This window comes from Methylobacterium sp. 13MFTsu3.1M2, assembly GCF_900112625.1.
GTDB lineage: Bacteria > Pseudomonadota > Alphaproteobacteria > Rhizobiales > Beijerinckiaceae > Methylobacterium.
Window position 1 is genome coordinate 1 of sequence record NZ_FOMM01000008.1, and the last position, 26,453, is coordinate 26,453.

A 26,453-nucleotide genomic window follows, 5' to 3' on the forward strand; every position below is an offset into this window, starting at 1 on the left:
CACCGCCGGCACGAAAGCCGGCAGCGCCGCGGTCTGGCGCGCCTCGCGCCGCCACGTGAACAGCTGCTGCGGGGTCAACCCGTGGCGGCGGGCCACCACCGACACCACCGCGCCCGGAACGAACGTCTCCTCCAGGATCCGCGCCCGGTCGTCGGCGCTCCAGCGCCTGCGGCCGACCGCGCCGTCGATCACCTCGAAACGCCGGACCGTCCCCTCCGGCTCAAGTCTGCGGTCAAGTCCAGACACAAAACGATCCTCTCGTGCGGATCGTCAAACTGCCCGGTCAGGTTGCTCCACAAAAGATGGGGCCGGAACATCGCTTACGGTCGACGGGGCGACCGAGTGTACCGCCCGAGCTTACGACGAAGATGGCTTGCTCGTGATGCGGGCGCGGGCCAGCATCGACCTCACGGATCACTAGGGCGCTCAGATCACACTCTGGTGAGATCAACTGCCGCTTCCCCTTTGCAAATTTGGTAGGGCCGAGCGTGCAAAACCACCGGCGGCACTGAGCGAAGGCGGCTTAGCCTTCAGGACTCCCATATGTCATCACGACAGGCTTCCCGCCGAACACGACGCTTATACGATCCGATTAATCTCTCGGCACAATACATCGAATTGCCCTAAGCCTCAGGCCGCCTTGTCAACGGGCGCAAGCTTTTGTTGCATCGATCATTTTGGCGTTGACTGCTCTCCGCACCAGTCTCTTTCGGCCATTTTTGACGCTGTAACCAATCGCGCTGCAGCGCATTGCACACGATGCACAGTCGCGCCGGTTCGGCCTCGCCTATGCTCAGGAGGCACAATGAGCCGGTATTTCTTCGATATCCACGCCGGCAGTCTGTCTGATTGGGATGGGGAGGGACGGGAGGCGCCGGATGTGAACGCGGCTATCGCGCACGCTCAGTACGTGCTTGAGGTCGTCATCGGCGAAATCACTCGCCGAGGCGGGAGCCAGCGCGCCATCATATCCATTCGCGACATTGGCGGTCTCTCGATCGCGACTGTGTTGGTTCCCAATGCGGATGCCCAACGGCGCGCCGAGCCTAAGGCGACCCAGTGAGAGAGTACCGCCGTGGTTCACTTGGTGGCGAGCTCGGACGCCTCCCCGCCCGGTGAGCAGCTTGGGGCGGGGCCGACTCTCACTGGATCAACCCCGCTCCGCACGCCAGCCGGCAGCCTTCGCCTCGTCCTCGCTGCAGAACATGCGCTCGCCAGAGCCCGTCGTGATGACGGTCCGGTCGTAGTCACGGCTTCCGGGCAGGTGGTAGATCTTGTCGCCCTTGCGAGAGATGTTGCCCTTGATCGCGCAAGCGGTCTGTGTGGGCGCCGGAGCAGGTTCCGGATGCTTCTCCATCTCCGGCCGGGTCTCGATGCCGCTGGCGCGCTTGGCGCGCCTCCAGTCCGACGGCGGATCGAAGGTGCCGGCCCAGAGCCCGCGCTTCAGCGCCCTCGCGGTGGTCTCGGCCCCGACGTAGTCGCGCGAGTAGCGCTGGTAGGCTGTGGCGTAGCCCTGGTTGACCATCCAGGCGTTCAGGTCCTCCTCGCCCTTTCGGCACACGGCGACGGTGCGGCCGTACCGGTCAGTGTCACGCGGTTCGCACGAGACGTTCGCCTCGCCGATCCGGTCAGCCAAAGCGAGCGCCGCGACCTGCCCGCAGCGATAGGACTTGCCGGCGGCGTCCTGGCAGAGCTGCGCGCTCTCCGGTGCGTCGATGCCGTGCAGGCGGATCCGGGTCCCACGGATCACGACCGTGTCGCCGTCCGTGACCGAGGCGCGGCCCACGATCGGCTCGGCGGCCAGGGCTCGGCCGGCGAGTAGCAGGAGGACGCCGAGGGCTGTGCGCATCTCGCCAGGATACAGGCGCTGCCGGCGCCGGCAACCAGAGGCTTCACCGACGCCGCGGAGCGCTCATATCGATCTCGGGCGTGTTGATGATCGTCACGCCGTCCTAGAAGCCCGAGCCGGTCGGAACGAACGTCACGTCGAAGGTGCAGGTCGGCTTGGCCAGCGCCGCGAGCCCGTTGCACGGGCCGATCAGCTTCTCGGCAATCGCTGCCGTTGTCCCGCCGAGCCCGGAAGCGTCCACTCACAGCTGCCGACCGCCCACCGCAGCCTCGCAGATGAACCCGCCAGGCCCTGGATCGACGCACCGGATCCCACGGACGATGACCGTTTCGCCGCGGTGCCCTTTCGGTTCAGCGAGCAGCTGGCTCACGGTCAGAGTCACCTCGCCTGCCGCTTGCGTAGCCGCACAACCGGCCCCTCGCCGCTCTCGTCGATAAAGATGACGCCAGCGGGCTCTAGACGCCGGCTGCTCCGAGATGGTGGGCCCGGCAGGCCTCGAACCTACAACCAAACCGTTATGAGCGGTCGGCTCTAACCGTTGAGCTACATGCCCCTGGGCTCGAATATCCCTAGCCGCTGTGTAGGAGCAACCTGCTGCACCAGCGCAGCGACGTCGGGTCAGGCGAGCTTACTCGGCTGCCTCAGCCTTTTCGCCACCATCCCGATCATCCTCGGCGGGAGCGTCCTCATCGTCAGAAGCGTCGTTCGGCTCACCAGGCGCCGGAGCGCCGGTACGGTATCTGTCGCCGTCCCGCTCCAACTCGCCGCTGTTGGCCATCACACTGAGGTACGTGTTCAGGGTGTTGGCGGCCACGTCCGTGAGGCGCTCGCTGAGCTCGGCGTGCGTCAAGCCTTCAGAGCCAGCCTCCTCAAGGAGCGCCTTCAGCCGCCCCTTGGCCGAGTTGGCGCGCGGTCCCCGGGGGCCACGGCTACCACGAGGCCGATCCTCGCCAGCCGGAGCGCGACGGTGTGTCGGCAAATCGTCGGCAGGCTCGTCCAGCGGCGTGCCCTCCACGATCGATGCGAGCGACCGCTCGGCAAGGCGGAGTTTCGTCAGCTCGGCGCCGACCCGTTCAAAATCAGCCTCAAGGGTCGCGCGCTGCTGCCTCACGTTGGCAAGCGCCTTCGCGAGAGTGTCGTCATTTGCCATCGGCGAATCGTCTTCCTTGTTCTCGGGGCCAGCGCCTTGGGGCGCAGTCGAAAAACGTATCATCGCCCCCCACTGGATCCGCGCGATACCGAACGCAGCCTTGGCAGGAGTGTTTCATGCCTCCTAGCGCGCGACCGCGTCGTCGCGGAAGCCGCGGGCATCGAAGATCCGCCGGACGACGCCGGTGCGCTTCGCCCCATCGAGCCACGCCGTGACGCGGGCGAGGGCGGCAGGTCGGCCCTTCGGAATGGCGACGGCGACTTGCGTCTGCTGGAAGCCGCCCGCGACGATCCGGGAGCCAGGGACCTGCGGGACCACCGGCCGCAGCGTGTCGCGCGAGAGGGCGAAGGCGTCCGCCTGACCGGCGCGCATGCGCGCGACCGCCTCGGCCACGGACGGGACGGCAACCGGCTGCGTGTGCGTCAGCGTGCGGGCGGAGGCGCGCAACGTCGTGGTGCCGTCGATCGCCAGGACCCGGAGGCCCGGCCTGTCCACCTGCGCCACGTTAGTGATGCCCGCCCCGGCGCTGACCAAATATGTGCTCTCCAGATCGTAGTAGCCGGGACCGAAATCGATTACCTGCCGGCGGGTCGCGTCGACCGGCATGAAGCTGACATCGATCGCCGCGGCCTAGAGGGCGGCCGCCGCGGCAACGGAATTCGGGAACAGTGCGACGGCCAGCGGCAGGCCGACCTGGCGGGCGAGATCCGCGCTCAGATCGGCAGTCACACCATTGAGCTCTCCATCGGCAGCACGGCAGACGAAGATCAGGCTAGCGAACGGCGCCTCGACGAGACCGACCCGGAGCGCCGGTCGGGGCGAGTTCGGCCGTCGTGGCCGCGTCCTGAGTGTGGCTGGAAAGCGTCATGCTGGCGGAAACGGCAGCCGCGGAGAGGAGGGGCTGAACGAGCATTTCGAGCCGTTCGCTTCTGCAGTGCTTCCGCAGCAATCTCTCAACTGCAGGGCTTAGCCCCCTGAGTCATTGAGAAGATTCGCGCGCCAGTCTGAACAAAAATACGAACACTTATGTCATTGAGGTGGCACGATAATTTTTGAGGCTCTGCTGCTGCCCGTCACGCTGCTATCAGCGGTGGACCCTCTCCAAGCCGCAACGCAACTTCACAAACCGGACGTTCCGCAAGGCGCCCAACGCAGTCACTCATGCACGGCTGCCCAGATCCCGAAAGCAGACACATGTTTCGATGCTACCAGAAGGGCGATGCGCCTTTGGTCACCGCCTAGCAGGGCCCGACGGTATTCCAGAGGCAGATGGCAAAGAAGACACCTTTGCGAAGGCGCAATGGCCGATTTGCAGCTCAAACGGTAGGCACGTTTCAAGGCTTGATGAGCTCGACTTGAGCCTTTGGGAGCGAGCGCCACCACGCGTCGGGTGCCTGAAAGGCTTCGTAGGCCAACCGCAGGACGGTCTCCGGCTGACGATGTGACGGGTCGACCCCGCCGCGGGCCTCGTTGCGGGCGAGGAGCGTCTCCCAGGAAAGGTCGAACACCTTCCACTCGACCGAGAGACCGTATCGCTCGACGACCTCAAGCTCGGCCTCGAAGACCTCGCGGGTCAGGTGGGTGTCGGCCATCACAACGCTGAACTCCGCCGCCAGGGCCGTATCCAGGGCAGCGACCTTCACGCCGTGGAGCAATTGACGCGCCCTCTCGTCCCAGTCCGTCCGGCGCACCTGCCAGTAGACCTGACGGTCCGGCGGCCAGAATGTCTGACGCAGGTCGTCCAGGGTGAGGTGCACCCAGCCCTGCAGCGGGTCGTACCGGCGCGCGTAGGTCGTCTTGCCCGCGCCGGGGCACCCGATCAGCCCCACCACCCTCTGTCGGCGCGGGGGTGCCTCAACGTCCATGGAGCGCTGGGTCAGGCATGGTTGGCGGCGTCCTCGTCCTCGTCGAGTTCGGGGTCGGCCTCGACGGTCTCGCCGCGCAGGTAGCGCGCCTGGACCTCGGAGACACGGCGGGCAGCCTGCGCGTGGCGGTTCGAGACGAGGCTGTCTGGGCCGAGGTCATCGCCGCGCTTGGCCGCGAGCAAGTCAGGATCACCCCACCGGTCGAGGAGGGTCTGGAAGGCGTCGTGCCGGGCGACATCGAAGGCGATGCGCTGACCCATCATGTCCTTGTAGGGGTGAGCCGGATGGATGCCGGCACAGGGGACCCAGCCCGCCGGGATCGGCGTGGTCGCCGCGTGCGTACGGCCTCCGCGCAGGAGCTTTGGCAGGACATGAGTGTGAGGGCCCTCCGGGCTGGTACCCCCGGGCCCCGGGATCGGGGCGTAGACCTCGATGCGGCCGATCCGGGCGAGGAACACCCTGTGGGGGCTCAGCGCGACGAGTTGGCGGCCGATGGGGCTCGCAGGGTCAAACAGGGGAAGCCCGACGCCGGACCGAAGGCAGGCGATGGCCTCCGGGTCGCTCGTGCGCACGCAGGCATCGACCGCCAGGAGGCCGAGGCCCAGATCGAACAGGATGGCGTCGCGGTCCCGTTCGCGGGCGGCGTCCCGGTCCGGGCCGAGCTCCGTCACCGCGCCGCGCCGGTTCATCGCGCAGCTCGCCTCAGGCAGGCACAGGGCGACGGCGTGGTTCCAGCCGGTCGCGACGGCGGTCTCGTAGGCCACCGGGCGCAGGTCGGGACCGGGAGCGAGCGCTATGGCGCCCCGCTCCGTCGCCAGGCCCATTCGCCCGTCCGGCAGCGGCGACGTAGCCTCCTCGGGATCGCGCATGAACTCGGCGATGGCCCCGAAGCTGCCGAGGCTCCAGGCGGTGCCGGGATCAGCCAGTGCTTCCCGCAGCAGGGTCGTGACCGCGTCAGCCCGTGGTGGTGACGTCATCGCGTTCCTCCGTCTGAGCCCCGGACCGCGCCCAGGGCAGAATGTATCGTGTTCCGTCCGAAGCCCAGCCCCGCTCGGCCGTGACGCCGAACGCCTCGGTCAGAAGGACGTCGGTAAGGGCCTCCTCCGGGGTTCCGTCCGCGACGAGGCGGCCACCGGCCAGCACGACGATGCGGTCGCAGAACCTAGCCGCGAGCGTCAGGTCATGCAGCACGGCGACGACGCCGGTGCCGTCCCGGGAGACGCTCCTCAGAAGCGCCATCGCGTCGAGTTGGTGCGCTGGGTCGAGGGCCGTGACCGGCTCGTCGACGAGAAGCCACGGCGCCTCGACCGCGAGCGCCCGGGCGAGCAGCGCCCGCATGCGCTCGCCCGAGGAAAGGGTCGGCTCGGCTCGGGCTGCGAGGTGGAGGATGTCGGTGCGCGCCATCGCCCGCGCGACCGCGGCATCGTCGACTTCGGTGGGAGATGCGAAGGCCCGGCGGTGCGGAAGCCGGCCGAGCGCCACGATCTCGCGAACCGTCATCGGCCAGCCGACCCCCGCACCCTGGAACAGGGCGGCGATGCGGCGGGCACGCTGCTCGCGGGCCAAGCCGGACAACGGACGGCCGTCGAGGGTGACCTGACCCTGCGTCGGGACAATGAGCCCCGCCAAGGCACGAAGGAGCGTGGTCTTGCCGGCTCCGTTCGGGCCGACCAGCCCGACGAAGCGGCCGGGCTCCAGGGTGAGACCGATGTCCGAGAGGATGGTCCGGCCACCCAGCGTCACCAGCGCGTCGTGAAGGTCAAGGCTCATGCCCGCCTCCCACGGCTGCGCAGGAGCAGCACGATCAGGAATGGCGCCCCGACCAGCGCCGTCACGACGCCGAGCTTGAGTTCCGGCCGGGTGGCGAGCAGGCGCACGCCGATATCCGCCGCAAGGACCAGGACCGCTCCCGCGAGGCCGCTCGGCAGCAGGCAGGCGCCGGGGCGAGACCCGACCAGCGGCCGCATCAGGTGCGGCACGACGAGGCCGACGAAACCGATGGCTCCGGACACCGCGACCCCGCTGCCGACGGCCAAGGCCGCACCGGTGACGAGACGCAGGCGCACGGAGACCAGGCCTACCCCGAGGCTCGTGGCGGTGTCCACGCCGAGCGTCAGGGCGTCGAGGGCGGAACTGGTCGACAGCATCAGGGCCCAGCCGACAGCCATCAGCGGCAGGCAGAGGAGCACGTGGTCGAGGCTGCGGTCGCTGAGCGAGCCCATCAGCCAGAACACGATTTCCAGCGCCGCGTAGGGGTTCGGCGACAGGTTCAACGCCAGGGCGGTCAAAGCCCCGGCCAGGCTCGACAGGCCAACCCCCGCGAGTATCAGCCCGAGGGTGCTGCTGCCGCGGGCGGCGAGAGCGTTCAGGAGGAGCGCGGCGACGCCGGCGCCCGCGATGCCGCCTAGCGGCAGGGCAAGGCTCATGGTGGCGGCGAAACCGCCGTAGAACACGATGACCGCGCCCAGCGCCGCCGCCGAAGAGATGCCGAGGATGCCCGGGTCCGCGAGCGGGTTGCGCAGGTAGCCCTGCATGGCCGCGCCGGTCAGGCCGAGGCTGAAGCCGACCAGGGCTCCCAGCAGAGCCCGCGGAATACGAAGCTCCCAGAGGACCAGGGCCGGCAGCGTCGTGCGCCCGGCGACGAGGTCTGCGAAGGCGGTGGGCACGTCGAAGGGCGCGTAGCCGATGGCGATTGAGGCGAGCGTCAGCGCGACGACGGCGATGCCGAGGATAGCGATGACGGCGCGCCGGCCCCGCGGCGTGCCGAGGCGCCGGGATGCCACGGGGCTGAGCGCGGTGATGGGGGCGTTCATGGTCCGGGCGCCCGTGCATTCGCAGCCTCGGCGAGCCGCGCAACGACCTCCGCGACCTGCGGCCCCGGACAGGTCCAGAAGCGATTCGGGATGTCGACCGTCCGATGCGCTCGTGCGAGGGCCTGGAACACGGGATGGTGCAGGAGGGTGTCGGCCAAAGAAGGCCAGCCCGGCTCGCCCCCGTCGACGACGATCAGGTCCGGGTTCGCCAGCGCCGCCGCTTCGAGGGGCACCTGCCCGAAGCGGTCACGCCCGATCTCGGCCCAGACGTTGACGAGGCCGGCGGCGCGGATCAGCGCGTCCCCGAGCCCGCCGGGCGCGACCGTGAAGGCGTTCGGACGCATTACCAGGGCGCGAAGAGGCTGCTTGGCCGGCACGATGGCGGCAAGACGCGCATCGAGCGCCGCCACCATCGCCTCGCCCCGTTCGGGATGACCGAGCGCCGCCGCGACCTGCCGGATCTGGGCGCGGACGCCGTCCAGGTCGGTCGGCACGCCGAGTTCGAGCACGGGGGCGCCGACGCGTTTGAGCATGCCCACCGTCGTGCGCGTCGTGAAGGCACCGGCGATGACCAGGTCGGGCTTCAACGCGACGACCTCCTCGGTGAGCCCCCGGGTCACCGGCAGCCCGACCGCCTCGCTCGCGACGGTCGACCCGCGCGGATCTCGGGCGAGGTAGGTGACCGCCAGCACTTGATCGCGGTCGGCCAGCAGCAGGACGAGTTCGTCGGCACAGAGGTTCATCGAGACCACACGCACGGGTGCCGCCGCCGCGACCAAAGGCACGGCGGACAGGATGGCCACGAGGGCGAGGCGCAACGGCATCGACGACCTCAAAACGACGTCACGCGGACACCGCCATAGACGGCGAGCCCCGGACCCTGGAAGCCGGTCGGGTTTTGGTAGCGCTGGTCGAACAGGTTATCGATCCGCCCGAACACCGTGAGCGTCTCGCTCCAGGCGTAGTTGACCGACAGGTTCACCAGCGTGAAGCCGGGAGCTCTCAGGCGCGGCACGGAGAAGTCCCGGTTGCCGTCCACGAACGACCCCAACACGATGAGCGTGCCGGTCATGGTCAGGCCCGGCATCAGGTTCCAGATCGCGGTCGCACTGACCTTATTGCGTGGCCGGCGCAGCAGTTCCTGGTGGGCGATCTCGTCCTTCGTCACCGTGGTGGTCCAGTCCAGGCGCCCGCTCCAGAACTCGTTGAAGCGCAGGGCGACGAAGCTCTCGGTGCCGTAGGCGGTCGCCCGGCCGACGTTCACGTTGGTGGAGAAGGTCGGGAGGAACGTCGTCTGGATGAGGTTCTTGAAGTCGGTCTCGTAGTAGGTCGCCCCCACCGTCATGAACCCGTCGAACAGCGGCTGTTCGAAGCCCCCGTCGAAGCCGAAGCTCTCCTCCGGCCGCAGGTTCGGGTTCCCGAAGAAGCGGAAGCCCGGGTAGTCCTGGTAGAGCTGGCTTAGGGTCGGCGGCTTGAAACCGGTGCCGACGCTGCCCTTCAGGCGGGTCCCGGTGCCGGGCACGATATAGCTCGGCGCCACCCGGTAGGTGCTCGCGCCGCCGAACTGATCGTTCGCGTCGTGGCGGATGTTGGCGACAAGCGAGGCACCCGCGAAGGGGGTGGTCTGAAACTCGGCGAAGCCGGCGGTGTTGCCGTTGGACCGGTCGATGCCGGTCGTCTCGAAGCGCTCGTCCTCGCGCTGGGCCCCGAAAAGGACGAGGTTGCCGGGAGAGACCTGCCAGTCACCGCGGTAGTCGAACCGGGTCCGCTCGCCGAGGTAGGTCGTCGGCGTCGGCGCCGCGAGGGGATCCAGCGGGCCGGCGAACAGGCGATCAAACTTCGAATAATTCGCCCCGAGGACGTTGTGGAAGCCCGGCACCGGCGTCCACTCGGCCTCGCCCCTCATGATCAGCTGCTGCTGGTCGTTGAGGTTTCGGTACGGCAGCGGCACGTACGGGAAGCCTCCGTCGGCCTGGTCGAGATAGGCGCTGTCGGAGAAGCGAAGGACGTAGTTGAGCCGGAACTCGTCGGTGAGTTGCGCCCCAAGCTTGGTCGAGACCGTCTTGATGTCGGTGAAAGCGGTCCGCAGCGGCACGCCGCGGGGCAGCAGCTCGAACGGGGTGACCTGGACGGCGGATTGCCGGATGTGGCCGACCGACACCGAGTAGTCGAAGATCCCCTCCGAACCCGAGATGTTGCCGAACTGGTTGAACGTGCCGAACGAGCCGCCCTCGACGGTCGCCGTCGCCCGGGCCGGACCCTCGCCGCGCTTGGTCACGACGGAGACCACGCCGCCGATGGCGTCGGCTCCGTAGAGGCCGCTCTGGGGCCCGCGGAGCACCTCGATCCGCGAGAGGTCGTAGGTCTGCAACTGGCTGAAGTCGAAGGCACGGTTCGGGGTAGAGGGGTCGTTGACGTCGATGCCGTCGATCTGGACCTTCACGTGGTTCGAGTTGGTGCCGCGGATGAACACCGAGGTCTGACCGCCCGCGCCGCCGGTCTGCACGACGTTGAGGCCGGGCACCTGCTGGAGGGCATCCGGCACCGTCCGGCGCTGCTGCTCCTGAAGCAGGCGGTCGGTGAGCACGGTGACACTCGATCCCGTGTTGGCAATCGGCGTCGGCACGCCGGTGGCCGAGACCGAGATCTCGGACAGGGAGACCGCGGCCTGTGCGCCTCCCTGGGCATCGGCGAACGGCGCAGCGACCTGCTGCGCGAAGGCGGGAACGGACACGAGCAGCGCGGACGCGGCGCAGGACAGCGCCAGCGTGCGCCGGAGCGCGGAGGAGACGGAACAGGACACGGGACGGCCTCGGGGGACGGCTGTGGCACGTCACCGCGAACGAGGCCTCGGCGGCCGCTTCCTCAAGGGAACCACGGCGCCGCGACACCTCCCAGGACACCCCGCCCGGCAAGCTCCGCGTGTGACCACGGCTGACGGCAGGTCTCCTGGCTCGCGGGTCGTCGCCCTCTCATCGTCTTCCCGGGCGAGGCCGCCCAGTGACGTCGTGATGAAGGACTCGCCGCTTACAGTTGCGGGGGCAGCCGCGGCATCGGCCGAGCCCTCACGGGCGTGGCCTCACCGCGTTCCCTTTTGATCCCCGAGGGGAACCGTCATGCTCAAGCTAGGATGCGATGTATCTATTCGTCAACGCGCGGAAACACGTTGTTCAGATGTGTGGCATCCTGGACGGGTCGGTCGTTGTCCTGACAGGTGCCCGTGGGTGGTCAGGGAGCATCTGCAGGTCTTACGTCGATACGGTCGAACCCACCGAGGCGGTAGACGAGGAACGACAGGAGCCAAGCCGCCGCGAACAGGCCGACGATGCCGAAGCCAAGCACACCGAAATGGTCGTTGATCGCGGCTACCCGTTGCCAGAACCAGCCCTGGAGGTTGAGCTTGTCCGCCAGGAGGTTCAGCGCCTCCAGCGTGCCGACCACCAGCGCGACAGCCACCGACACGAGGGTGATGGTGAGGTTGTAGAACAGCTTGCGCATGGGCTGGACATAGGCCCAGCTGTAGGCGCCGAGCATCAGCACGCCGTCGGTCGCGTCGACCAACGTCATCCCAGCGGTGAACAGCGCCGGGAAGACAAGGATCGTCCAGAGATCCATACCCTGGCTCGCCTGGGCGGCCGAGAGTCCGAACAGGCTCACCTCCGTGGCGGTGTCGAAGCCGAGCGCGAAGAGCAGGCCCAGCGGGTACATGTGCCAGGAGCGCGTCACGAGGCGGAAGAGCGGCCGCAGTATCCGGGCGAGCACGCCCTGGTTGGCGAGCAGCATGTCGAGGTCGGCCTCGACGTAGCGGCCGGTGCGCCGCACCTGCCGGAACGCGCGCCAGACCCCCGCGAGGACGACGAGATTGACGAGGCCGATGAGGATCAGGAAGGCGGCCGAAACGCCTGTGCCGATCAGGCCGCCTAGCTCCCGGTAGCCTTCCGAGGCCGTGATCAGGCTGGTGGCGGCCAGCGCCACCGCAGCCGCGGCCACCACCACGACGGTGGAATGGCCGAGGGCGAACCAGAAGCCGACCGAGACCGGCCGCTGGCCCGCCTGCATCAGCTTGCGCGTGACGTTGTCGATGGCGGCGATGTGGTCGGGATCGACCGCGTGGCGCAGCCCGAAGACGTAGGCCAGCAACGCGGTCGAGAGCAGGGCCGGCTGGCCTGCGAACAGGCTGTAGGCCCAGGACCAGGCGGCGACGTTGGCCGCGATCAGGACGAGGTAAAGCAGCGCGACCCTGCTTCTAATCGAGCGAGGCCTCGCTTCTCGATTGCGAATGGTACCGACCATCACTTCGCTTCAGATGACCGCATCATCGTCCCTCAGCCACAGGCGCGACTTGCCGACAATGGAAGGGGCCTTCAAAAGGTCGCCACCGAGGCTCCCCTTGCTCGCACCAGATGATGCCGACGAATTCTGCCTTGGACGCGGTCCGTCAACGATGGTCGAACGAGCGCCCTTTTGCCGGGCACACCAACGAAAGCCTGCAACGAAAAATGGCCTGCGGTGCGCTTCGCCCTGACATTCGGGAGCAAGTCGAACGCGAGTTGCACTGGCGTACGCGTCATGAACTCGGCTGATGCGCTCGCTCAAGATCTGGACGTTCGTGAAGGCGCCAGCGCCTTAGACTTTCGGCATCAGAACCGCCCGGCGATGGTGAGGCGCACCGCCGTGGGCTCGACGGGATGGAACACGCGGTCGATCAGCCCCTCGGCCGGCTCGCCGGGTAAGCGCGAGACGTATGCGTAGGTGATTTGGTCGGACTTGCTGTTCGTCAGGTTCAGCACGTCCAGGGAGACGCTGACGCCGTTCTCGAAGGCGTACCCGATCCGTCCGTTGAAGAGCGCGGTGGGGCGGGAGCGGATGGAGTTGTCCTCGATCAGCGGGCGCGGACCGAAGTAGCGGAAGCGGAGCGACCCGAACCAGCCGAGCGGCTCGCCGAACGTGATGCCCGCAGAGGCGATGGTGGTGGGAGCTTCCGGGACCCGGTTGCCCACCGGGTCGTAGTCCGAGAAGCGGGCATTGGTGATTGTGAGGTCGCCCTCCAGCGACAGCCAAGGGGTGACCGCGTAGCGGTTTGTCCACTCTACGCCGAACCGCCGGGTCGGGCGGCTGGGCTCCGTGGTGCCGGTGTCGCCCTGGAACAGGTTCTCCGACGCGAAATCGAGCCGGAACAAGGCGAGGCTCGTCGTGAGCCCTGCGATGGAGCGGTTGCGCAGGCCGATCTCGTAGCCGGTTGACGGGACGAGGAAGGGCGAGCGGGTTGTGTTGAACAGCGAGCTCGTTGGATCGACGGTGGCGGTCACGCCGCGCACGTCGTTCGAGTGGAAGCCGCCGCCGTAGTTCACGTAGAGTTCGGTGTCGAACCACGGGCCCAGGACGAGGCAGAGCTTCGGGTTGACGATGGCATCCCGCGCCTTCCCGGAATTGGCAGGCGTGTCCGAGACGACGCTCGCGTAGTAGCCATCGGCCCGGAAGCCGAGGCTGGTGCGCAGCCAGTCGGTCCAGCGCACCCGGTTGTCGAAGTAGAAGGCCCCGCTCGTCTCCAGCACCCGGTCGTCGAGCACGCCAGAGCGAAACTGCCGGTTCGTCGTGTTGAACAGGCCGACCCGGATCGAGTCCGTGCGGGTCTGAACGCCGATCTCGTTTTCCATGGGCAGGCCGAAGAGGTCGCCCTGGAAGATGTGCAGGGCCTCACCGCCGCCGATGATGCGCTGGTCGAGCTGGTGGAATTGGTCGCCGTTGACGGGGTCGTTCAGGAAATAGGTGAAGTCGTTGAACAGGTTGAGCTGGGAGCGAATGACGTAGGCCGAGGCCCGCGTCACGCCGGTGTCGTCCGTCGCGCTGAACCGTCCCGACAGGGAGAACCGTGAGGTGTCGCCACCATCGGTCGGGTTGATCGTGCCGTAGCGGCCGATCAGCCCCTCGGAAACCGCCCGCTCCGGGATCTGGTTGGTGGCCGTCCAGCGGGACGCGTAGGCCATGCCGGTGACGGAGAAGCCGTCGAGCGCGGTACCCTGGCTGTAGCGGGCGACTGTGCTGATCTTGCGGAGCTTGTCGGGCACGACCCACGGCCCGTCGTAGACCTGCGCGTCGGCGGCGACCAGGAGGTTGCCCTCGGCGAGCGGCACCGAGGCGATGGACAGGGCGCGCTTGTAGCCGAACGAGCCGATGGAGGTCAGCGCGAGGTTCTTCGGCATGCTGTCGAGGTAGTCGATGCGCACCGAGCCGGCGGAGGCGAAGTCGCCGTCGCGGACGAAGTACGGGCCCTTGTGGAACTCCACTGCGCCGACGAGTTCGGGTATGAGAAAGTTGATGTCGGCGTAGCCCTGCCCGTGGGCATGGGTGCGCATGTTGAGCGGCATGCCGTCCAGGAACAGGGCGATGTCGGTGCCGTGGTCGAGGTTGAAGCCGCGCAGGAAGAACTGGTTGGCTTTGCCCTCGCCCGAGTGCTGCGTGACGATGAGCCCCGGGACGGCCTCCAGCACCTCGCCGGGGCGTGTGACGGGCCGGTTGTTGACCTGCGCCCCGGTCAGGATCCCGGCGCTGGCCGAGTCTACGCTTAGTAACGAGCCACCGATGCCGGTGACACCGCCGACATATCCGGCGCTGGCGGCAGGTGCGGTTTGCGGCTTCGCGGCTACCGTTTCCGAGGTGACCGAGATCTCCTCCAATGTCGTCTCCGAGGTCGAAGCGGCCTGGGCAGGACGATCCTGGGCATGGGATGCGGTCGACAGCACGGCGAGGCTGCAACCTGAAAGCGCGAGCAGGGCGCGAAGAGAACGACGGGACACGGAAGCCTCGACGGCGGCAGTGGCACGTCACCGCGAATGACGTCGCCGCGCCTGACCGAAGTCCAGCGCTTTGACACCCGTCAGGACACCCCGCCCGACGCGTTTCGCGTGTGACCACGACTGACGGCAGGTCTCCTGGCTCGCGGGTCGTCGCCATCGCACCGTCTTCCCGGATGACACTCATCCAGTGACGCGGTGGTGCTGGGCTCGCCGCCTACAGTTGCGGGGGCAGCCGTGGCTTCGGGGTGAGCCCCCACCACGTTCCCTTTTGATCCCCAAGGGGAACCGTCGAGCGAAGCTTAGCATTCGGGCTCTGCCGACCGTCAAGGCTCAACCGCCGATTTACGTTTGAGTGACGACCTTCATCCCGAGTGTGTGTCGGAACGGCGACGCAGGCATGCCCTCTGCGGTCATCGGCCAGAGCCTGCATGATCGTCAAAGATGGGTGGAAAGCGGGCTGTCCGCTCAGGAGGTCAGCGACGCTCTTCCGGACATCGCGTCAATCTCTGCTTCGACCACGGCGACCGCCTCGTCCGGCGCGAGAAGCGCCGTATCCACCACCAGCCTGAGCGAGCTCCACGGCACGTAATCGCGTCCCATGACCGACGACCATGAGGGAAGCTTGAACCCGACTATGTCCGCGGTCCTGGTCTCGACGCGGCGTCGATGCTCCGCCTCGTCGCTACAGATGACCTCGATCTCGATGAGGCGCACGGCTTCCCTGTGCGCCACGTCCCGCCAACCCTCTCGGCTCTCCGGGACCGGGTTGACGCTGTCGGCGATCACGAGATTGCCGAGCCTGAGGTTCGACGCCGCGACGGCGAAGGCCACGATGTAGCCCGCCGCGCCGATGTCGGGGCCGAGCTTCGCGCGGCGGGTCAGCGCATGCTCGATCTCGTCCACGCGAACGTAGGCGGCGGAACGCTTGACCGCGAGGGCCTTCCCGAGGGTCGTCTTGCCCGCGCCGGGCAGTCCGCCGAGGACGACGAGCATGCGGCCTCCAGCGCTCTGCTGCGTCTGCTTATAGGGACGGCAGCATCGATCGTGAACGACCAACTGGGGTCGCCAGCAGACGGTCCCATAACCGGACGAATGGGTCTGACCCTAGAGGTACTTGAGCCAGGCGATGTCACGTCGCGACGCCTTGAGGCGAGAGAACCAGGCGGTCGGGTAGTAGAGGGGCGCGATCAGCCCAGCGTACCACACCAGAACCCATGCGTAGTCTGAAACAGCGAACACGGTACCCTGCGTCGGGCCCCAGAGCGCGAGAGCACCGTGGTAGAGCAGCCGCAGAACCGTCAGGTGAAGCAGGTAGAAGAAGAGCGGCGCGCCGCCGAACACCGCAACCGCTGCGACCACCGGGCGGTCGCCCATGCGTTCCAGGGCGACGAGCAATAGCGCCCCGATCCCGAGCGTGAGGAGCAGGAACAGCAGCGAGGACGGGTACTTCGTCAGCGCGAAGAAGCTCATCGCCTTTCGCAGGGCGCTGTCGTCGACGACGAACCAGGGTTTGTCCCCGTAGCCGTTCGCCAGACGCAGCACCGCGAAGGCGACCAGCATTGTGACGCCGACGGCGGCGAAACGGCGCTCGCGCGTCCGTGGGGCGACGCCGGGCAAGAACCACGGGCCGATGGCGTAGCCGAGCGCGATGACCCCGATCCAGGGGAGCACGGGGTAGGTCGTCTTGGCCACCAGACCGAATGGGAGCGCGATGACGTCGCGCTGGTGCAGCATGGCCCAGACGGCGAAGAAGGGGTCATCGGGCCGGAGTTGGATCGGATCGAGGAGATTGTGCCCGCAAACGAGCAGCATTCCGACAGCGATGAGAACCGACCGCGGCAGGCCGATCATCGCCGCCAGGACGATCATGCACACGCCGATGCACCAGATCACCTGAAGCCACAGCGTCGGGCTAGCGACGCCCCAGTAGAGCTCCGAGAGGTAGAAGACCTCCAACGCCATCAGGACGAGGCCGCGCTTCACGAGGTAGGCGCTGGTTTCCGCCAGGGTGTGCCGGGTGCTGAACAGGTACGCGGCCACCCCCGTCAGCACGACGAAGATGGGCGCGCACAGGCTGACCGCGAGGCGGGCGAGATACAGGGCCGGCATGGCGGTCCTGGCATCCATCGGGTCGGCGACGGGCACGTGCAGGAACCAGGTCTCGCGCAGGTGGTCGAGGAGCATCAGCACCATCACCAGCCCGCGCAGGGCGTCGATGGAGGCGATGCGTCCGGTCCTGGCCGATTCCTCTGCCGTCGCCTCCAGAATGCCCGGATGCACGCCCATCAGAACCGCGCCGTCATGCTCACGGTCACCCGCCGGGGCTCGCCGACGCCGACCCAGAAGGCGTTGTAGGAGCGCTCGTAGTAGGTCTCGTCGAAGATGTTATCGACGTTCAGCCCGAAGCGCAGGTTCTCGTAGCGGTAGTAGGCCAGGGCATCGGTGAGCACGTAGCCCGGGAGCCGGAACCGCTCGTTGCCGCTGTCCCCGAGACGCGAGCCGACGGCCCGGACGCCGCCCCCGAACCCAAAACCCTTCCAGTCGCCGGCCTGGACCTCGTAGACGCCGAGCAGGCTGCCCGAGTGGCGCGGGATGTTGAGGAGCGGCGAGCCAACCCGCAGGACCTCGTCGCGGGTCACGGCGGCGTCGATGAAGGCGTAGCCGCCGATCACCCGGAACTCGGGCGTCACCTGTCCGACGAAGCTCAGGTCGAAGCCTTGGCTGCGCACGGCCCCGGCGGCGATCTGGAAGAAGAAGTCCCGCGGGTCCGTCGTGAGGACGTTCTCCTTCTCGATGTGGAAGGCCGCGCCGGTCACGCTCAGGCCGGTGAAGAGGTCGAGCTTGACGCCCGCCTCGTAGCCGAAGCCGGTCTCCGGGGCGAAGGGACGGGTCGCGATGTCGAAGCCGGTGTTGGGGCGGAACGAGGCCGCCACGTTGCCGTAGAACGAGAGGAAGGACAGCGGCTGGTAGACGAGGCCCGCACGCGGCGAGAAGCCGGTCCGATCCTGCTCCGTGCGCTCGTTGCCGACCTTGTCGCGGAAGGTCTGGTTGTAGAAGTCGGTCCGGTTGCCGAGGAGGAGCTTCCACTCCGGGCTTAGCGCGATCTGATCCTGCGCGTAGACGGCGGTATTCCCGACGTTCTCGCTCGCGCTGTAGCGCCGCGTGAAGGGCGGCTTGGGCTGGCCGTAGACCGGGTTGAACAGGTCGATGGCGAAGGGGTCGATCCGCGGCGTCGAGCGCAGCAGGTTCTCGGTGCTGTTGTAGCGCTCGTGCTCAAGGCCAAGCAGCACGGTGTGGGCGAACGGCCCGGTGTCGAAGTGCCCGACGAGCTCGGCCTGCCCGATGGCCACGCCCCAGGTGAAGTCGTGCCGACGGAACTCGCGCAACAGGGTGCGGCCGTCGTCGAGGAGGCCGGTCGCGCCGGTCTGCAGGCCGGTCAGGCTGCCGGTATTGAAGTGTCCGGCGACCCGCAGCTGCCAATCGGCGTTGAAGGCATGATCGAGGCGGATCTGCAGGATCCCGGCCTCCGACACGGAATCGTCGCCCGGCTCGCCGAAGAAGCGGGAGCGCGGGACGAGGCCGAGGCGGTTGTTCACCGCGACGGTGCCACGGTCGAAGGTCTGGCGGTTGCGCAGGTACTGCGCCTCGACGGTGAGCTTGGTGTCCGGGCTGATCAGCCAGCTTACCACGGGCGCGGCCAGGACGCGGTCGCCGTCGACGAAATCGCGGAAGCTGTCCTGCCGAGCGAGGGCGCCGTTGAAGCGGTAGAGGACGGTGCCTTCCTCGTTCAGCGGCCCGCCGGCATCGACGGTGGTGCGCGCCGTGCCGAAGCTCCCGACGAGCGTACCCATCTCGACGAAGGGCAGCGCTACGGGCTGCTTGGTCAGGATGTTGACGGTGCCGCCCGGGTCGCTGCGTCCATAGAGTGCCCCGCTCGGACCTTTGAGCACCTCGATGGACTGCACGTTCTGTGTGTCCGGCGCGCCGTTGTAGCCGCGGGCGATGTTGAAGCCGTTGAAGAAGATGTCTTGGGTAGCGAAGCCGCGCACCGAGTAGAGCGCGAGGTTCTGGGCGCCGAAATCATTCTGCTTGTTGACGCCCGGGACGTAGTCGAGCGCTCGTTCGACCCGGGTGGCGGCGGTGTCCCGGAGGACCTCCTGGGGCACGACGTCAACCTGCTGGGGCAGCGAGAGCCGCGGCGTCACCGTCTTGGTGCCGCTGTAGAGGTCCTTGACCTGGTAGGTGGGGGCGGCGGTGTAGCTGCCCTCGACCGAGAGCGGGTCGAGTACGACCGAGGCCGGAGCCGGGTCAGCTCGTAGGCCCTGGGCGGTCGCTGGGGCCAACCCAAGGGAGACGAGCGCGAGCGATGCGACGGATGCGCGAAGCCGCCATTGCGGAGCGGGACGGGACACGGGCCTGGGACCTCGGGACGGCAGTGGCACGTCACCGCGAACGAGGCCTGGGCCACCGCCTCACGAGGCAGCGCTTCGACACCCGCCAGGACACCCCGCCCGACGCGTTTCGCGTGTGACCACGGCTGACGGCAGGTCTCCTGGCTCGCGGGTCATCGCCCTCGCACCGTCTTCCCGGGGTGACCCAGTGACATGGTGGTGAAGGGCTCGCCGCTTACAGTTGCGGGGGCAGCCACGGCATCGGGCTGTCACCCTCACCGCGTTCTCTTTTGATCCCCGAAGGGAACCGTCACGGCCCAGCTACAGCCTCACGAACCCGTGAGTCAACGACGGCGTCCAAATAGCTCTGCCGTCACGCCGGCTGTCTAGCTTGGCCATTTTAGCGAGTGTCGAACGTCCGCTATTCAAGTTTGACGCTCCAAAGCTGACTGGCCGGAAACCTGAAGAGTTTCGGTCGCCGCGAGGCGTACGAAAGTCTTGGATGAACGAACCCGCGGGATGGCGGGCGGGCCTATGGGGATTTGGGCTGGGCGTCGCCCCCAGCGGCGGAGCGACGGCGGGCAAACCTCGCCAGTGGCGTGCTTGGAAGTCCCCGGATTGGCAAGGCCTCAGCGCTTGGCGAAGCGAACCGGGGTTCGGCGATCGCGGGGGCACGGTTCATCCTGAGGTTCGGCACAGGGTGAGGCATGCCCCGAGGCGCGGTTCCTCGGGTGGTTGGCGGCGTCAGGTCATGCCGGGTCATGGCGAACCTGCCCGGTGCGACGTGGAGCGGAACGGCGGCCCACGGGGCTGATGCCAGCCCGCGAAGGACCCGACGATCGTCATGGGACCGCCGCAGCAGGGGCAAGGTGGCCGGGCCTGGCCGGGGCTGTCTTGCGGATCGGGTGCGTCGGCGCTGGGCCGCGGCGGGGCCGCGACGCCGAGGACCGCGCGGATGCGGTCCAGGCCTGCCGTCCGGTTCGAGCCCGTGAGAAAGCCGTAGTGCCGGATGCGGTGGAAGCCGCGCGGCAGGACATGGAGCAGGAAGCGTCGGATGAACTCCGCGGCCGACAGGGTCATGACCCGCGGCCGCCCGGCCTCGTCGCGCCGGTAGTCCTTGACGCGGAAGCTGACGCTCGCCCCGTCGAAGGCGAGGATGCGGCGGCTGGAGATGGCGACGCGGTGGGTGTAGCGCGCCAGATAGGCGAGCACGGCCTTCGGTCCGGCAAAGGGCGGCTTGGCGTAGACCACCCAGCGCTTCCGGCGCACCGGGGCGAGCGCGCGGGCGAAGGCCCTGGGATCCGAGAGTGGGGCCAGGGGGCCGAAGAAGGCGAGCGCCCCGGCCGCGTGGAGCGCGGCGAGCCGTTCGAGGAACAGGCGGCGGAACAGCAGGCCCAGCACCCGCACCGGCAGGAGGAAGCCGGCGCGCGCGGCGATCCAGCGGGTCCCGTCCGGGGAGAGGCCGCCGCCGGGGACGATCATGTGGACATGGGGATGGTGGGTCATGGCCGAGCCCCAGGTGTGGAGCACGGCGGTCAGCCCGACGCGGGCCCCGAGGTGCCTTGGGTCGGCGGCGATCCGCATCATGGTGGTGCTCGCCGCCCGGAACAGCAGGTCGTAGACGGCGGCCTTGTTGTGGAAGGCGATGGCGGCGATCTCGGCCGGCAGGGTGAAGACGACGTGGAAGTAGCCGACCGGCAGGAGGTCGGCCTCGCGCGCGGCGAGCCAGTCGCGGGCGGCCGCGCCCTGGCACCGGGGGCAATGCCGGTTGCGACAGGAGTTGTAGGCGACGCGCAGGTGGCCGCATGCGTCGCAGCCCTCGACATGGCCGCCGAGGCTGGCGGTGCGGCAGCGCTCGATCGCCGCCATCACCTTCAGCGTATCCAGGCTCAGATGCCCGGCCTGCTCGGCGCGATAGGCCGGACCGGCGGCGCGGAAGACGTCGGCCAACTCGATCGCGGCGGGCATCGTCTCAGTCCGGCGCTGCCCCCTGTCTATGGAACAGGGCGAGCCTGTCGAGGGGGCTGGTCACGGCCCGCACCGTCCGGGTTGCGACCTTGGCGTAGAGGGCGGTGGTGTCGAGCCGGCTGTGCCCGAGCAGGACCTGGATGACGCGGATGTCGACGCCGTCCTCCAGGAGATGGGTGGCGAAGGAGTGGCGCAGGGTATGGGGACCGACCCGCTTGGGGATCCCGGCCGCGCGCGCCGCCTCGACGACGACGCGGTGAAGCTGGCGTGTGCTGATCGGCCGTGCCCAGTCCTGGCCGGGGAACAGCCAGCCCTGGCGCTGCAGGACACCCTGCCGGTGGCCCTCGCTCCACCAGCGCCGCAGCAGGTCCAGGAGATCGGCCGACAGCATGGCATTGCGGTCGCGGCCGCCCTTGCCGCGTTCGATCCGCAGGATCATGCGGGTCGAGTCGATACCGCCGATCCTGAGCGCGGCGACCTCGGCCACGCGCAGGCCCGCGCCGTAGGCGAGCGACAGGGCGGCGAGATGCTTCAGGCAGACCGTGGCATCGAGCAGACGCCCGACCTCGTCGGCGCTCAGCACGTCGGGCAGGGTGCGGGGATGGTTGAGGCGGACCAGCCTGCGGGCGAGATCAGGGCGGCTGAGCGTGTGGACGAAGAAGAAGCGCAGGGCGGAGACGATGGCGTTCATCGTCGGCACGCCGAGGCCGAGTTCCTGCTGGGCGATCTGGAAGCGGCGCAGGTCGTCACCGGTCGCGGTATCGGGCGATCGCCGCAGGAAGGCGGCCAGCCGCCCGACGTCGCGGATGTAGTTGCGCTGCGTCGCCCGGGAGAACCGGCGCAGGGTCATGTCGTCGATCAGGCGCTGACGCAGCGAGCCGCCGGCAGCGGCGGGAACGGCAAGGACGGTCATGGGATGGCTCCGCTCGAAGGGAGCCGGGATCGTCCGCCCGGGCCGGGCGACGCTCAATCGGCGCAGGGCCTTCGGCTCAACCCGCCGACGTCGACGCTGCCACCCCTCCCGCGCGAGCGGGTTCGTTCAACCACCCAACCCAGTCGTTCGAGGGCGCCCGCTCACGCGGCTGGAACTGGCCGTAAGCGGAATGGCTGCTTTGGAAGAGGTTTGCCGGAAAAGCGGACGGCCTCCTAACGATCCAATCCAGTCATTGCTGTGAGGAAGCAGAGCTCCATAAAGCAGCCGTCCGGTGCGTGCATCAGCACCGAACGGCTGCTGGTCTGGAAAAGCGATGTTAGGTCGACCGGCTTTGAACGCCGGGGCTCGCCTATGCCGAAGCCGACGTGAGACGGCTTCAGGCGCTGCGGGCTTGGTCCGGATGACGCCCTTCCGCGAACTCCTCGACGATCTTGGCGCAGAACGCCGGCAGGTCCTTCGGGTTGCGGCTGGTGACGAGGCCCTTGTCGACCACCACCTCCGCGTCGACCCATTCCCCGCCCGCGTTGCGGATGTCGGTCTTCACGGTCGGGAACGACGTCAGCTTGCGCCCCTTCACGACGTCGGCCTCCACCAACGTCCAGGGCCCGTGGCAGATGACGCCGACCGGCTTGCCCTGCTGGAAGAAGTCCCGGACGAAGCCGACCACGGCCTCGCTGCCCCGGAGCTTGTCGGCCCCGACGCTGCCGCCGGGGATGACGAGACCGTCGAAGTCCGAGGCGGACACGCCGTCGATGACCTTGTCGACCGGATACTTTCCAGCCGGGTCGAGGTCGTTGTTGACCGTCTCGGCCTCGTCCGCCTCAAGCCCGACCACCGTTACCGTCGCGCCGGCCGCGAGCAGCGCGTCGCGGGGCTTTGTGAACTCCGGCTCCTCCGTTCCCCGGGGGGCGATCAGGATTGCGATGGTCTTGCCCTGAAGCGACATGGGTCGTTCCTCTCTGCGTGATGTGGGAAGGATTTGGCTCAAGCCGGGATGCTCTCGGGCGAGGCAGTGTTCTCGGCGGTCACGCCGTTCTCCCGGTGGCGGAAGTCGCTGAGCGCCCGGTAGACCTGAAGACGCGCCCGCATCACCGAACCCAGCGGCTGGTGCGCCGCGAGGCTGTGCGCGGGGCGGAAGGTCATCACCTCGTCGAAGTAGCGAACCCGCTCGGGGGAGTAGGCGTCCTGACGGGGCAGGCGGATCGTCGCCACCGTGCGGTACGGGCTGACCGCGACCGGCCAATCGACCGAGGCATCCTCAATGGGCTGGCGCTCGGCGTCGGCCCAGAGCTGCGCCTTTAGGTCGTAGACCACCTCGTTGTCGCGGAAGAAGGCTGCCGCCGCGTGGCGGAAACCATCCTCGTCCCCGTGCGGATCAAGCCGCCATTCGGCGAGGTCCCGTTGCGCAGGCGAAGCCGGGACCGCCCCGAGCTTGGCGACGTAGTCGCCAAACCGCATCGGGGCCTGACTGAAGTAGCTGTCAGCGAGCGGGTGGCTGTAGGGATGGCCGAGGAAATCGGCCATGGCGCTCTCGGTGCCGAACGCGTGCAGTACTCGGTTGAGGTTGCGCGCCGTAGCCGCGACGGCACTCTTCACGCCCTCCGGAAGGCCCGTCGATTTCCCGATGACCGTGCCGTCGCGCAGGAAGCCCGCCGCGGTGCCCGACGGGAAGGTCGTGCCCGTGGCGAGCACGAAGTCCTGAGTGTCGACGTCGTGCCCGGGGAGCTTCTCGCCCGGCACTCCGAAGACCTTGATCGACATGCCGCGGTGCGTGGACACCCGGTCACCGAGGGTCTCGCCGGGGCCCTGCGCGAAGCGCACGGCCATCTTGTACGTTCCAGGCTTGGCGAACAGGCCCTGCGCGAGTTCCGGGGGCAGGTTCTCCGGAACGACCAGATCCCCGACGACGCAGGCGGAGCTCTTGGCGTGGCTCGCGCGTACCGCGTGGTGCTCGCGCTTCTCCACCACCTGCGACTGCTGCGTCATCCCCTGGATGATGCCGTCGATGGACTTCTGCTCGTCCGGGGCGGGCGTCTCGACGTCGGGCGCGTAGCGAAGGAATGTCATTGGCGTATCCTCGACGTGTCGTCCGCCTGCAGGATGGTTTGACGAAGGCTGGGATCGGGACGCGGGGTCCGAAGGCCGCCGGATCGCGGCCGTGCCTGGGCGGAGAGAAAGACCGCACTGTCGACAAGCCGCGCCGGCCTCCTGCCGTTCCACACCTCGTTCATGGGCGATTGAATGTCGCACAACCCGGAACGTGGCCGGGGGAGCGGGTGTTCTGTCCTGGCCGCCAGCGGGAGACAGACCTTGCGATCACCGGTGCGATACGCTCCTGACGTCGAGGCGGTGACGCCGGACGAAGGGCAGACCATCAAGCAGTTCAACCAGACCTTCGATAAGATCCTGAACCGGGTCGCGGCGGATTCCGGGCACGCCGTGCGCTCGGTTCACGCCAAGTCCCACGGCATCCTCGAAGGGGTGCTCACCATCGATGCCGGCCTGTCCCCGGAACTGGCCCAGGGCCTGTTCGCCGAGCCAGGCCAGCACAAGGTCTATATGCGGTTGTCGACCAACGCCGGCGACATCCTCCCCGATGCGGTCTCCCTGCCCAGAGGCCTCGCCCTCAAGGTGCTGGACGTCGAGGGCGAGCGCCTGCCGGATGCGGAGGGGACGACCCAGAACTTCATCATGGTCAACGGCAAGGTGTTCCAAGCGCCGAACGCCGAAAAGTTCCTGGGCAGCCTCAAGCTGCTGGCCGGCACCACGGACCGCGCCGAGGGGCTGAAGGTCGCCGCCTCCACGGTCCTGCGCGGCGTCAACAAGGCCCTGCACGCGGTGGGCATCGACAGCCCCACCATCGGCTCTCTCGGCGGAGCGCCCAATGTCGATCCGCTCGGCGAGACCTACTACAGCCTGACCCCGTTCCGGTACGGCGATTACATCGCCAAGTTCTCGCTGGCCCCCGTCGCGCCAGCTCTGACCGCCCGCACCGGCGCTGAGATCGATGCCTCCGGCCACCCGAACGCAATCCGTGAGACGGTGCAGTCCGAGATGATCGGCATCGCCGGCGAGTGGGAATTCCGCGTGCAACTCTGCCGTGACCTCGAACGGCAGCCGGTCGAGGACCCGACGGTGGAGTGGAAGGAGGACGAGGCACCGTTCCAGCGGGTCGGGATTGTCCGGGTTCAGCCGCAGGACAGTTGGGATCCTGCACGGGTCCAGGCAGTGGACGAGGAGATGCGCTTCAGCGTGTGGACCGGCCTCGCAGCGCATCGACCTCTCGGCAACATCAACCGGGCCCGCCACGCCCCCTATCGGCATTCGGCCGAGTTCCGCGAGCGGTTCAACCGCTGCCCGATCCACGAGCCGGGTGCGGTGCGCTGAAGCGACATCCTGAAGTAGCAAATGCTGCAGGTCTCAGATCGAGCGCAACGGCGATGTCTGCTTCATCGCTAAACTGCTCGAAAGCGAACAGGCAGAAATTCACTCATCTGAGATATTCAGGCGGGCGCTTCGTGGTGGCAGTTGCTGGCTGAAAGCTGGTCCGCTCCAGAGGAGGCACGCCGCGAAAGCAGACCAGATCCATCCGGCCGTAAGCCGAATACCGAACGGCACCCCCATCGTGGCCATTAGGTTCACGGGCGCGCCCGCGCCCCGCGGGCCGGCGCGGCCGAAGAATTGGCTGCGGCGTTGGCCGCCGCGACCCATAGGCAGTCTGATCCGCCCGGCTGCCCACGCTAGCCCCTCTCCACCATGACGACGATGTACACACAGGGCACAGACCCCTCATTGCACAAACGGTAAGGGGTCTCGATCGCGAAGGAGAGGGTGTCTCCGGATGAGATTTTGTATTCTCGGCCATCAATCTGGGCGGTCAATTCACCGTTCTGCACCAGAATATGTTTCTCAATCGCGGTCGCGTAGACTGAGAGGAGCCCGGAAGATTGTCCAGGCGGAATGCAGTGCTTGACGATCTCGGCCTTCCCGCCCTCGCGCAGAGGCGACAGCACCGTTCGCTCGAAGCCGCTTTGCGGGTCTTGGAACGTGATTTGGTCGGCACTCCGATTCAAAGCCACCCCAGATGCTGCCGGCTCTACGCCGAGCAGGGCCGACATCGAAACGTTCAGCCCCCGTGCGATGCGCACGATGATCGGCAGCGTCGGCGACTTCTCGCTCCGCTCGATCGCGGACAGGAACGCACGGCTTACCTGAGAACGTCCCGACAAGGCGTTGAGCGTCAAGCCACGCCGCTTGCGCAGGTCGCGGATACGTCCACCGAGGTTTGCCGAAAGCGTCGCGCTTACACCCTCCTGCGACTCAGTGGCCCGATGTCGGTCAACTCTCTCGCCGCCGGGCGGCGGGGAGCCGATATTACCTACCGAAGCGCGGTCGGGGTCGGGCGAGGACTTCATCAGAGGCGGGTCACATGACGGGATGCCGACGGCATGGCCGCCATACAGGGCTTTGTCTCTGCGATCCAACGGACCCTAGACCGCCACGTCCGACTGTCCCAGCCGTACGCTCTATCAATCCGCGAAATTCTTCTATAGAAGAAAAGTGTGATCGCGAATCACGGCTTCCGGCTGCGGAAATGCGGGCGGGGTGAACAAGGCCGAGACGGCCGTTTGGGTAGGGAACGCTGAAAATGCCCCTGAGCTTGGGATCCTAGGATCCCGACTCTGT

The 26,453-nt window shown here is 67.9% G+C and carries 23 protein-coding genes, 1 tRNA gene and 3 riboswitches; of the genes, 2 read left to right on the forward strand and 22 right to left on the reverse strand.

Translation table 11 applies throughout. The features are described 5' to 3' along the window. Positions 1-246, reverse strand: a 246-nt coding sequence (locus BM314_RS08310; RefSeq protein ID WP_139237812.1) for a transposase, incomplete at its 3' end; no start/stop codon positions are given. Between the two features lie 559 nt (positions 247-805). Between BM314_RS08310 and BM314_RS08315 the strand changes: the two genes are divergently transcribed. Next, positions 806-1,063 (forward strand): DUF6894 family protein, encoded by a 258-nt coding sequence (locus BM314_RS08315; protein ID WP_091928764.1) that lies wholly within the window; start codon positions 806-808, stop codon positions 1,061-1,063. A gap of 87 nt (positions 1,064-1,150) precedes the next feature. On the opposite strand, the gene BM314_RS08320 is transcribed toward BM314_RS08315, so the two are convergent. The 20 genes from BM314_RS08320 to BM314_RS08410 form a co-directional block, all read right to left on the reverse strand. Continuing rightward, positions 1,151-1,849 (reverse strand): thermonuclease family protein, encoded by a 699-nt coding sequence (locus tag BM314_RS08320; RefSeq protein ID WP_091977822.1) that lies wholly within the window; start codon positions 1,847-1,849, stop codon positions 1,151-1,153. Positions 1,850-1,952: 103 nt separating this feature from the next. Further along, entirely contained in the window at positions 1,953-2,090 is a 138-nt protein-coding gene (locus tag BM314_RS30535; protein WP_170868064.1) for a hypothetical protein, read from the reverse strand. A 236-nt stretch (positions 2,091-2,326) separates the two neighbouring features. Further along, a tRNA-Ile gene (locus tag BM314_RS08325) sits at positions 2,327-2,402 on the reverse strand. Between the two features lie 75 nt (positions 2,403-2,477). After that, a complete protein-coding gene (locus tag BM314_RS08330) occupies positions 2,478-2,999 on the reverse strand; it encodes a hypothetical protein (RefSeq protein ID WP_091977823.1) in 522 nt (173 codons plus the stop codon). A gap of 123 nt (positions 3,000-3,122) precedes the next feature. After that, positions 3,123-3,605, reverse strand: coding sequence for a type 2 periplasmic-binding domain-containing protein (locus BM314_RS08335; RefSeq protein WP_244539888.1), 483 nt, complete (start codon positions 3,603-3,605; stop codon positions 3,123-3,125). A gap of 728 nt (positions 3,606-4,333) precedes the next feature. Beyond that, positions 4,334-4,864, reverse strand: coding sequence for an AAA family ATPase (locus BM314_RS08340; protein ID WP_091977824.1), 531 nt, complete (start codon positions 4,862-4,864; stop codon positions 4,334-4,336). Positions 4,865-4,875: 11 nt separating this feature from the next. Then, on the reverse strand, positions 4,876-5,841 hold the full coding sequence (locus BM314_RS08345; protein WP_091977825.1) for a DUF6925 family protein: 966 nt from the start codon (positions 5,839-5,841) through the stop codon (positions 4,876-4,878). Then, positions 5,819-6,634: an ABC transporter ATP-binding protein gene (locus BM314_RS08350; protein WP_091977826.1), complete on the reverse strand. Its 816-nt coding sequence runs from the start codon at positions 6,632-6,634 to the stop codon at positions 5,819-5,821. Before BM314_RS08350 ends, BM314_RS08345 begins: the two co-directional genes overlap by 23 nt. Next, positions 6,631-7,677: a FecCD family ABC transporter permease gene (locus BM314_RS08355; RefSeq protein ID WP_091977827.1), complete on the reverse strand. Its 1,047-nt coding sequence runs from the start codon at positions 7,675-7,677 to the stop codon at positions 6,631-6,633. Before BM314_RS08355 ends, BM314_RS08350 begins: the two co-directional genes overlap by 4 nt. Continuing rightward, entirely contained in the window at positions 7,674-8,501 is an 828-nt protein-coding gene (locus BM314_RS08360) for an ABC transporter substrate-binding protein (RefSeq protein WP_091977828.1), read from the reverse strand. The genes BM314_RS08355 and BM314_RS08360 overlap by 4 nt, the downstream gene beginning before the upstream one ends. 8 nt (positions 8,502-8,509) lie before the next feature. Then, entirely contained in the window at positions 8,510-10,480 is a 1,971-nt protein-coding gene (locus BM314_RS08365; RefSeq protein WP_091977829.1) for a TonB-dependent receptor plug domain-containing protein, read from the reverse strand. Between the two features lie 118 nt (positions 10,481-10,598). After that, positions 10,599-10,808, reverse strand: a riboswitch (cobalamin riboswitch). Positions 10,809-10,905: 97 nt separating this feature from the next. After that, positions 10,906-11,970, reverse strand: a complete 1,065-nt coding sequence (locus BM314_RS08370) for a HoxN/HupN/NixA family nickel/cobalt transporter (RefSeq protein ID WP_091977830.1) — start codon at positions 11,968-11,970, stop codon at positions 10,906-10,908. A 347-nt stretch (positions 11,971-12,317) separates the two neighbouring features. Then, the gene (locus BM314_RS08375; protein ID WP_244539889.1) at positions 12,318-14,354 is read right to left on the reverse strand and encodes a TonB-dependent receptor; all 2,037 of its coding nucleotides are present in this window, start codon (positions 14,352-14,354) and stop codon (positions 12,318-12,320) included. 227 nt (positions 14,355-14,581) lie between these two features. Further along, a riboswitch (cobalamin riboswitch) is annotated at positions 14,582-14,779 on the reverse strand. A gap of 160 nt (positions 14,780-14,939) precedes the next feature. Beyond that, complete coding sequence (locus BM314_RS08380) at positions 14,940-15,467, reverse strand: P-loop nucleotide/nucleoside kinase family protein (protein WP_091977831.1); 528 nt, start codon at positions 15,465-15,467, stop codon at positions 14,940-14,942. Positions 15,468-15,578: 111 nt separating this feature from the next. Further along, positions 15,579-16,760 (reverse strand): acetyltransferase domain-containing protein, encoded by a 1,182-nt coding sequence (locus BM314_RS08385; protein WP_091977832.1) that lies wholly within the window; start codon positions 16,758-16,760, stop codon positions 15,579-15,581. After that, on the reverse strand, positions 16,760-18,817 hold the full coding sequence (locus BM314_RS08390) for a TonB-dependent siderophore receptor (RefSeq protein WP_244539890.1): 2,058 nt from the start codon (positions 18,815-18,817) through the stop codon (positions 16,760-16,762). Before BM314_RS08390 ends, BM314_RS08385 begins: the two co-directional genes overlap by 1 nt. Positions 18,818-18,998: 181 nt before the next feature. After that, positions 18,999-19,192, reverse strand: a riboswitch (cobalamin riboswitch). Between the two features lie 432 nt (positions 19,193-19,624). Then, entirely contained in the window at positions 19,625-20,833 is a 1,209-nt protein-coding gene (locus tag BM314_RS08395) for an IS91 family transposase (protein ID WP_091977833.1), read from the reverse strand. Between the two features lie 4 nt (positions 20,834-20,837). Continuing rightward, entirely contained in the window at positions 20,838-21,746 is a 909-nt protein-coding gene (locus BM314_RS08400) for a tyrosine-type recombinase/integrase (RefSeq protein WP_091977834.1), read from the reverse strand. 397 nt (positions 21,747-22,143) lie between these two features. Further along, entirely contained in the window at positions 22,144-22,713 is a 570-nt protein-coding gene (locus tag BM314_RS08405; protein ID WP_091977835.1) for a type 1 glutamine amidotransferase domain-containing protein, read from the reverse strand. A 38-nt stretch (positions 22,714-22,751) separates the two neighbouring features. Continuing rightward, complete coding sequence (locus BM314_RS08410) at positions 22,752-23,834, reverse strand: catalase family protein (RefSeq protein ID WP_091977836.1); 1,083 nt, start codon at positions 23,832-23,834, stop codon at positions 22,752-22,754. 255 nt (positions 23,835-24,089) lie between these two features. Here BM314_RS08410 and BM314_RS08415 point away from each other — a divergent pair, with 255 nt between their 5' ends. After that, positions 24,090-25,154 carry a catalase family protein gene (locus tag BM314_RS08415; RefSeq protein WP_091977837.1) on the forward strand — a complete coding sequence of 355 codons (1,065 nt, stop codon included), beginning with the start codon at positions 24,090-24,092 and terminating at the stop codon, positions 25,152-25,154. Positions 25,155-25,507: 353 nt separating this feature from the next. Here BM314_RS08415 and BM314_RS08420 read toward each other — a convergent pair whose 3' ends face one another. Next, positions 25,508-26,182: a helix-turn-helix domain-containing protein gene (locus tag BM314_RS08420; RefSeq protein ID WP_091977838.1), complete on the reverse strand. Its 675-nt coding sequence runs from the start codon at positions 26,180-26,182 to the stop codon at positions 25,508-25,510. Positions 26,183-26,453: the final 271 nt, after the last annotated feature.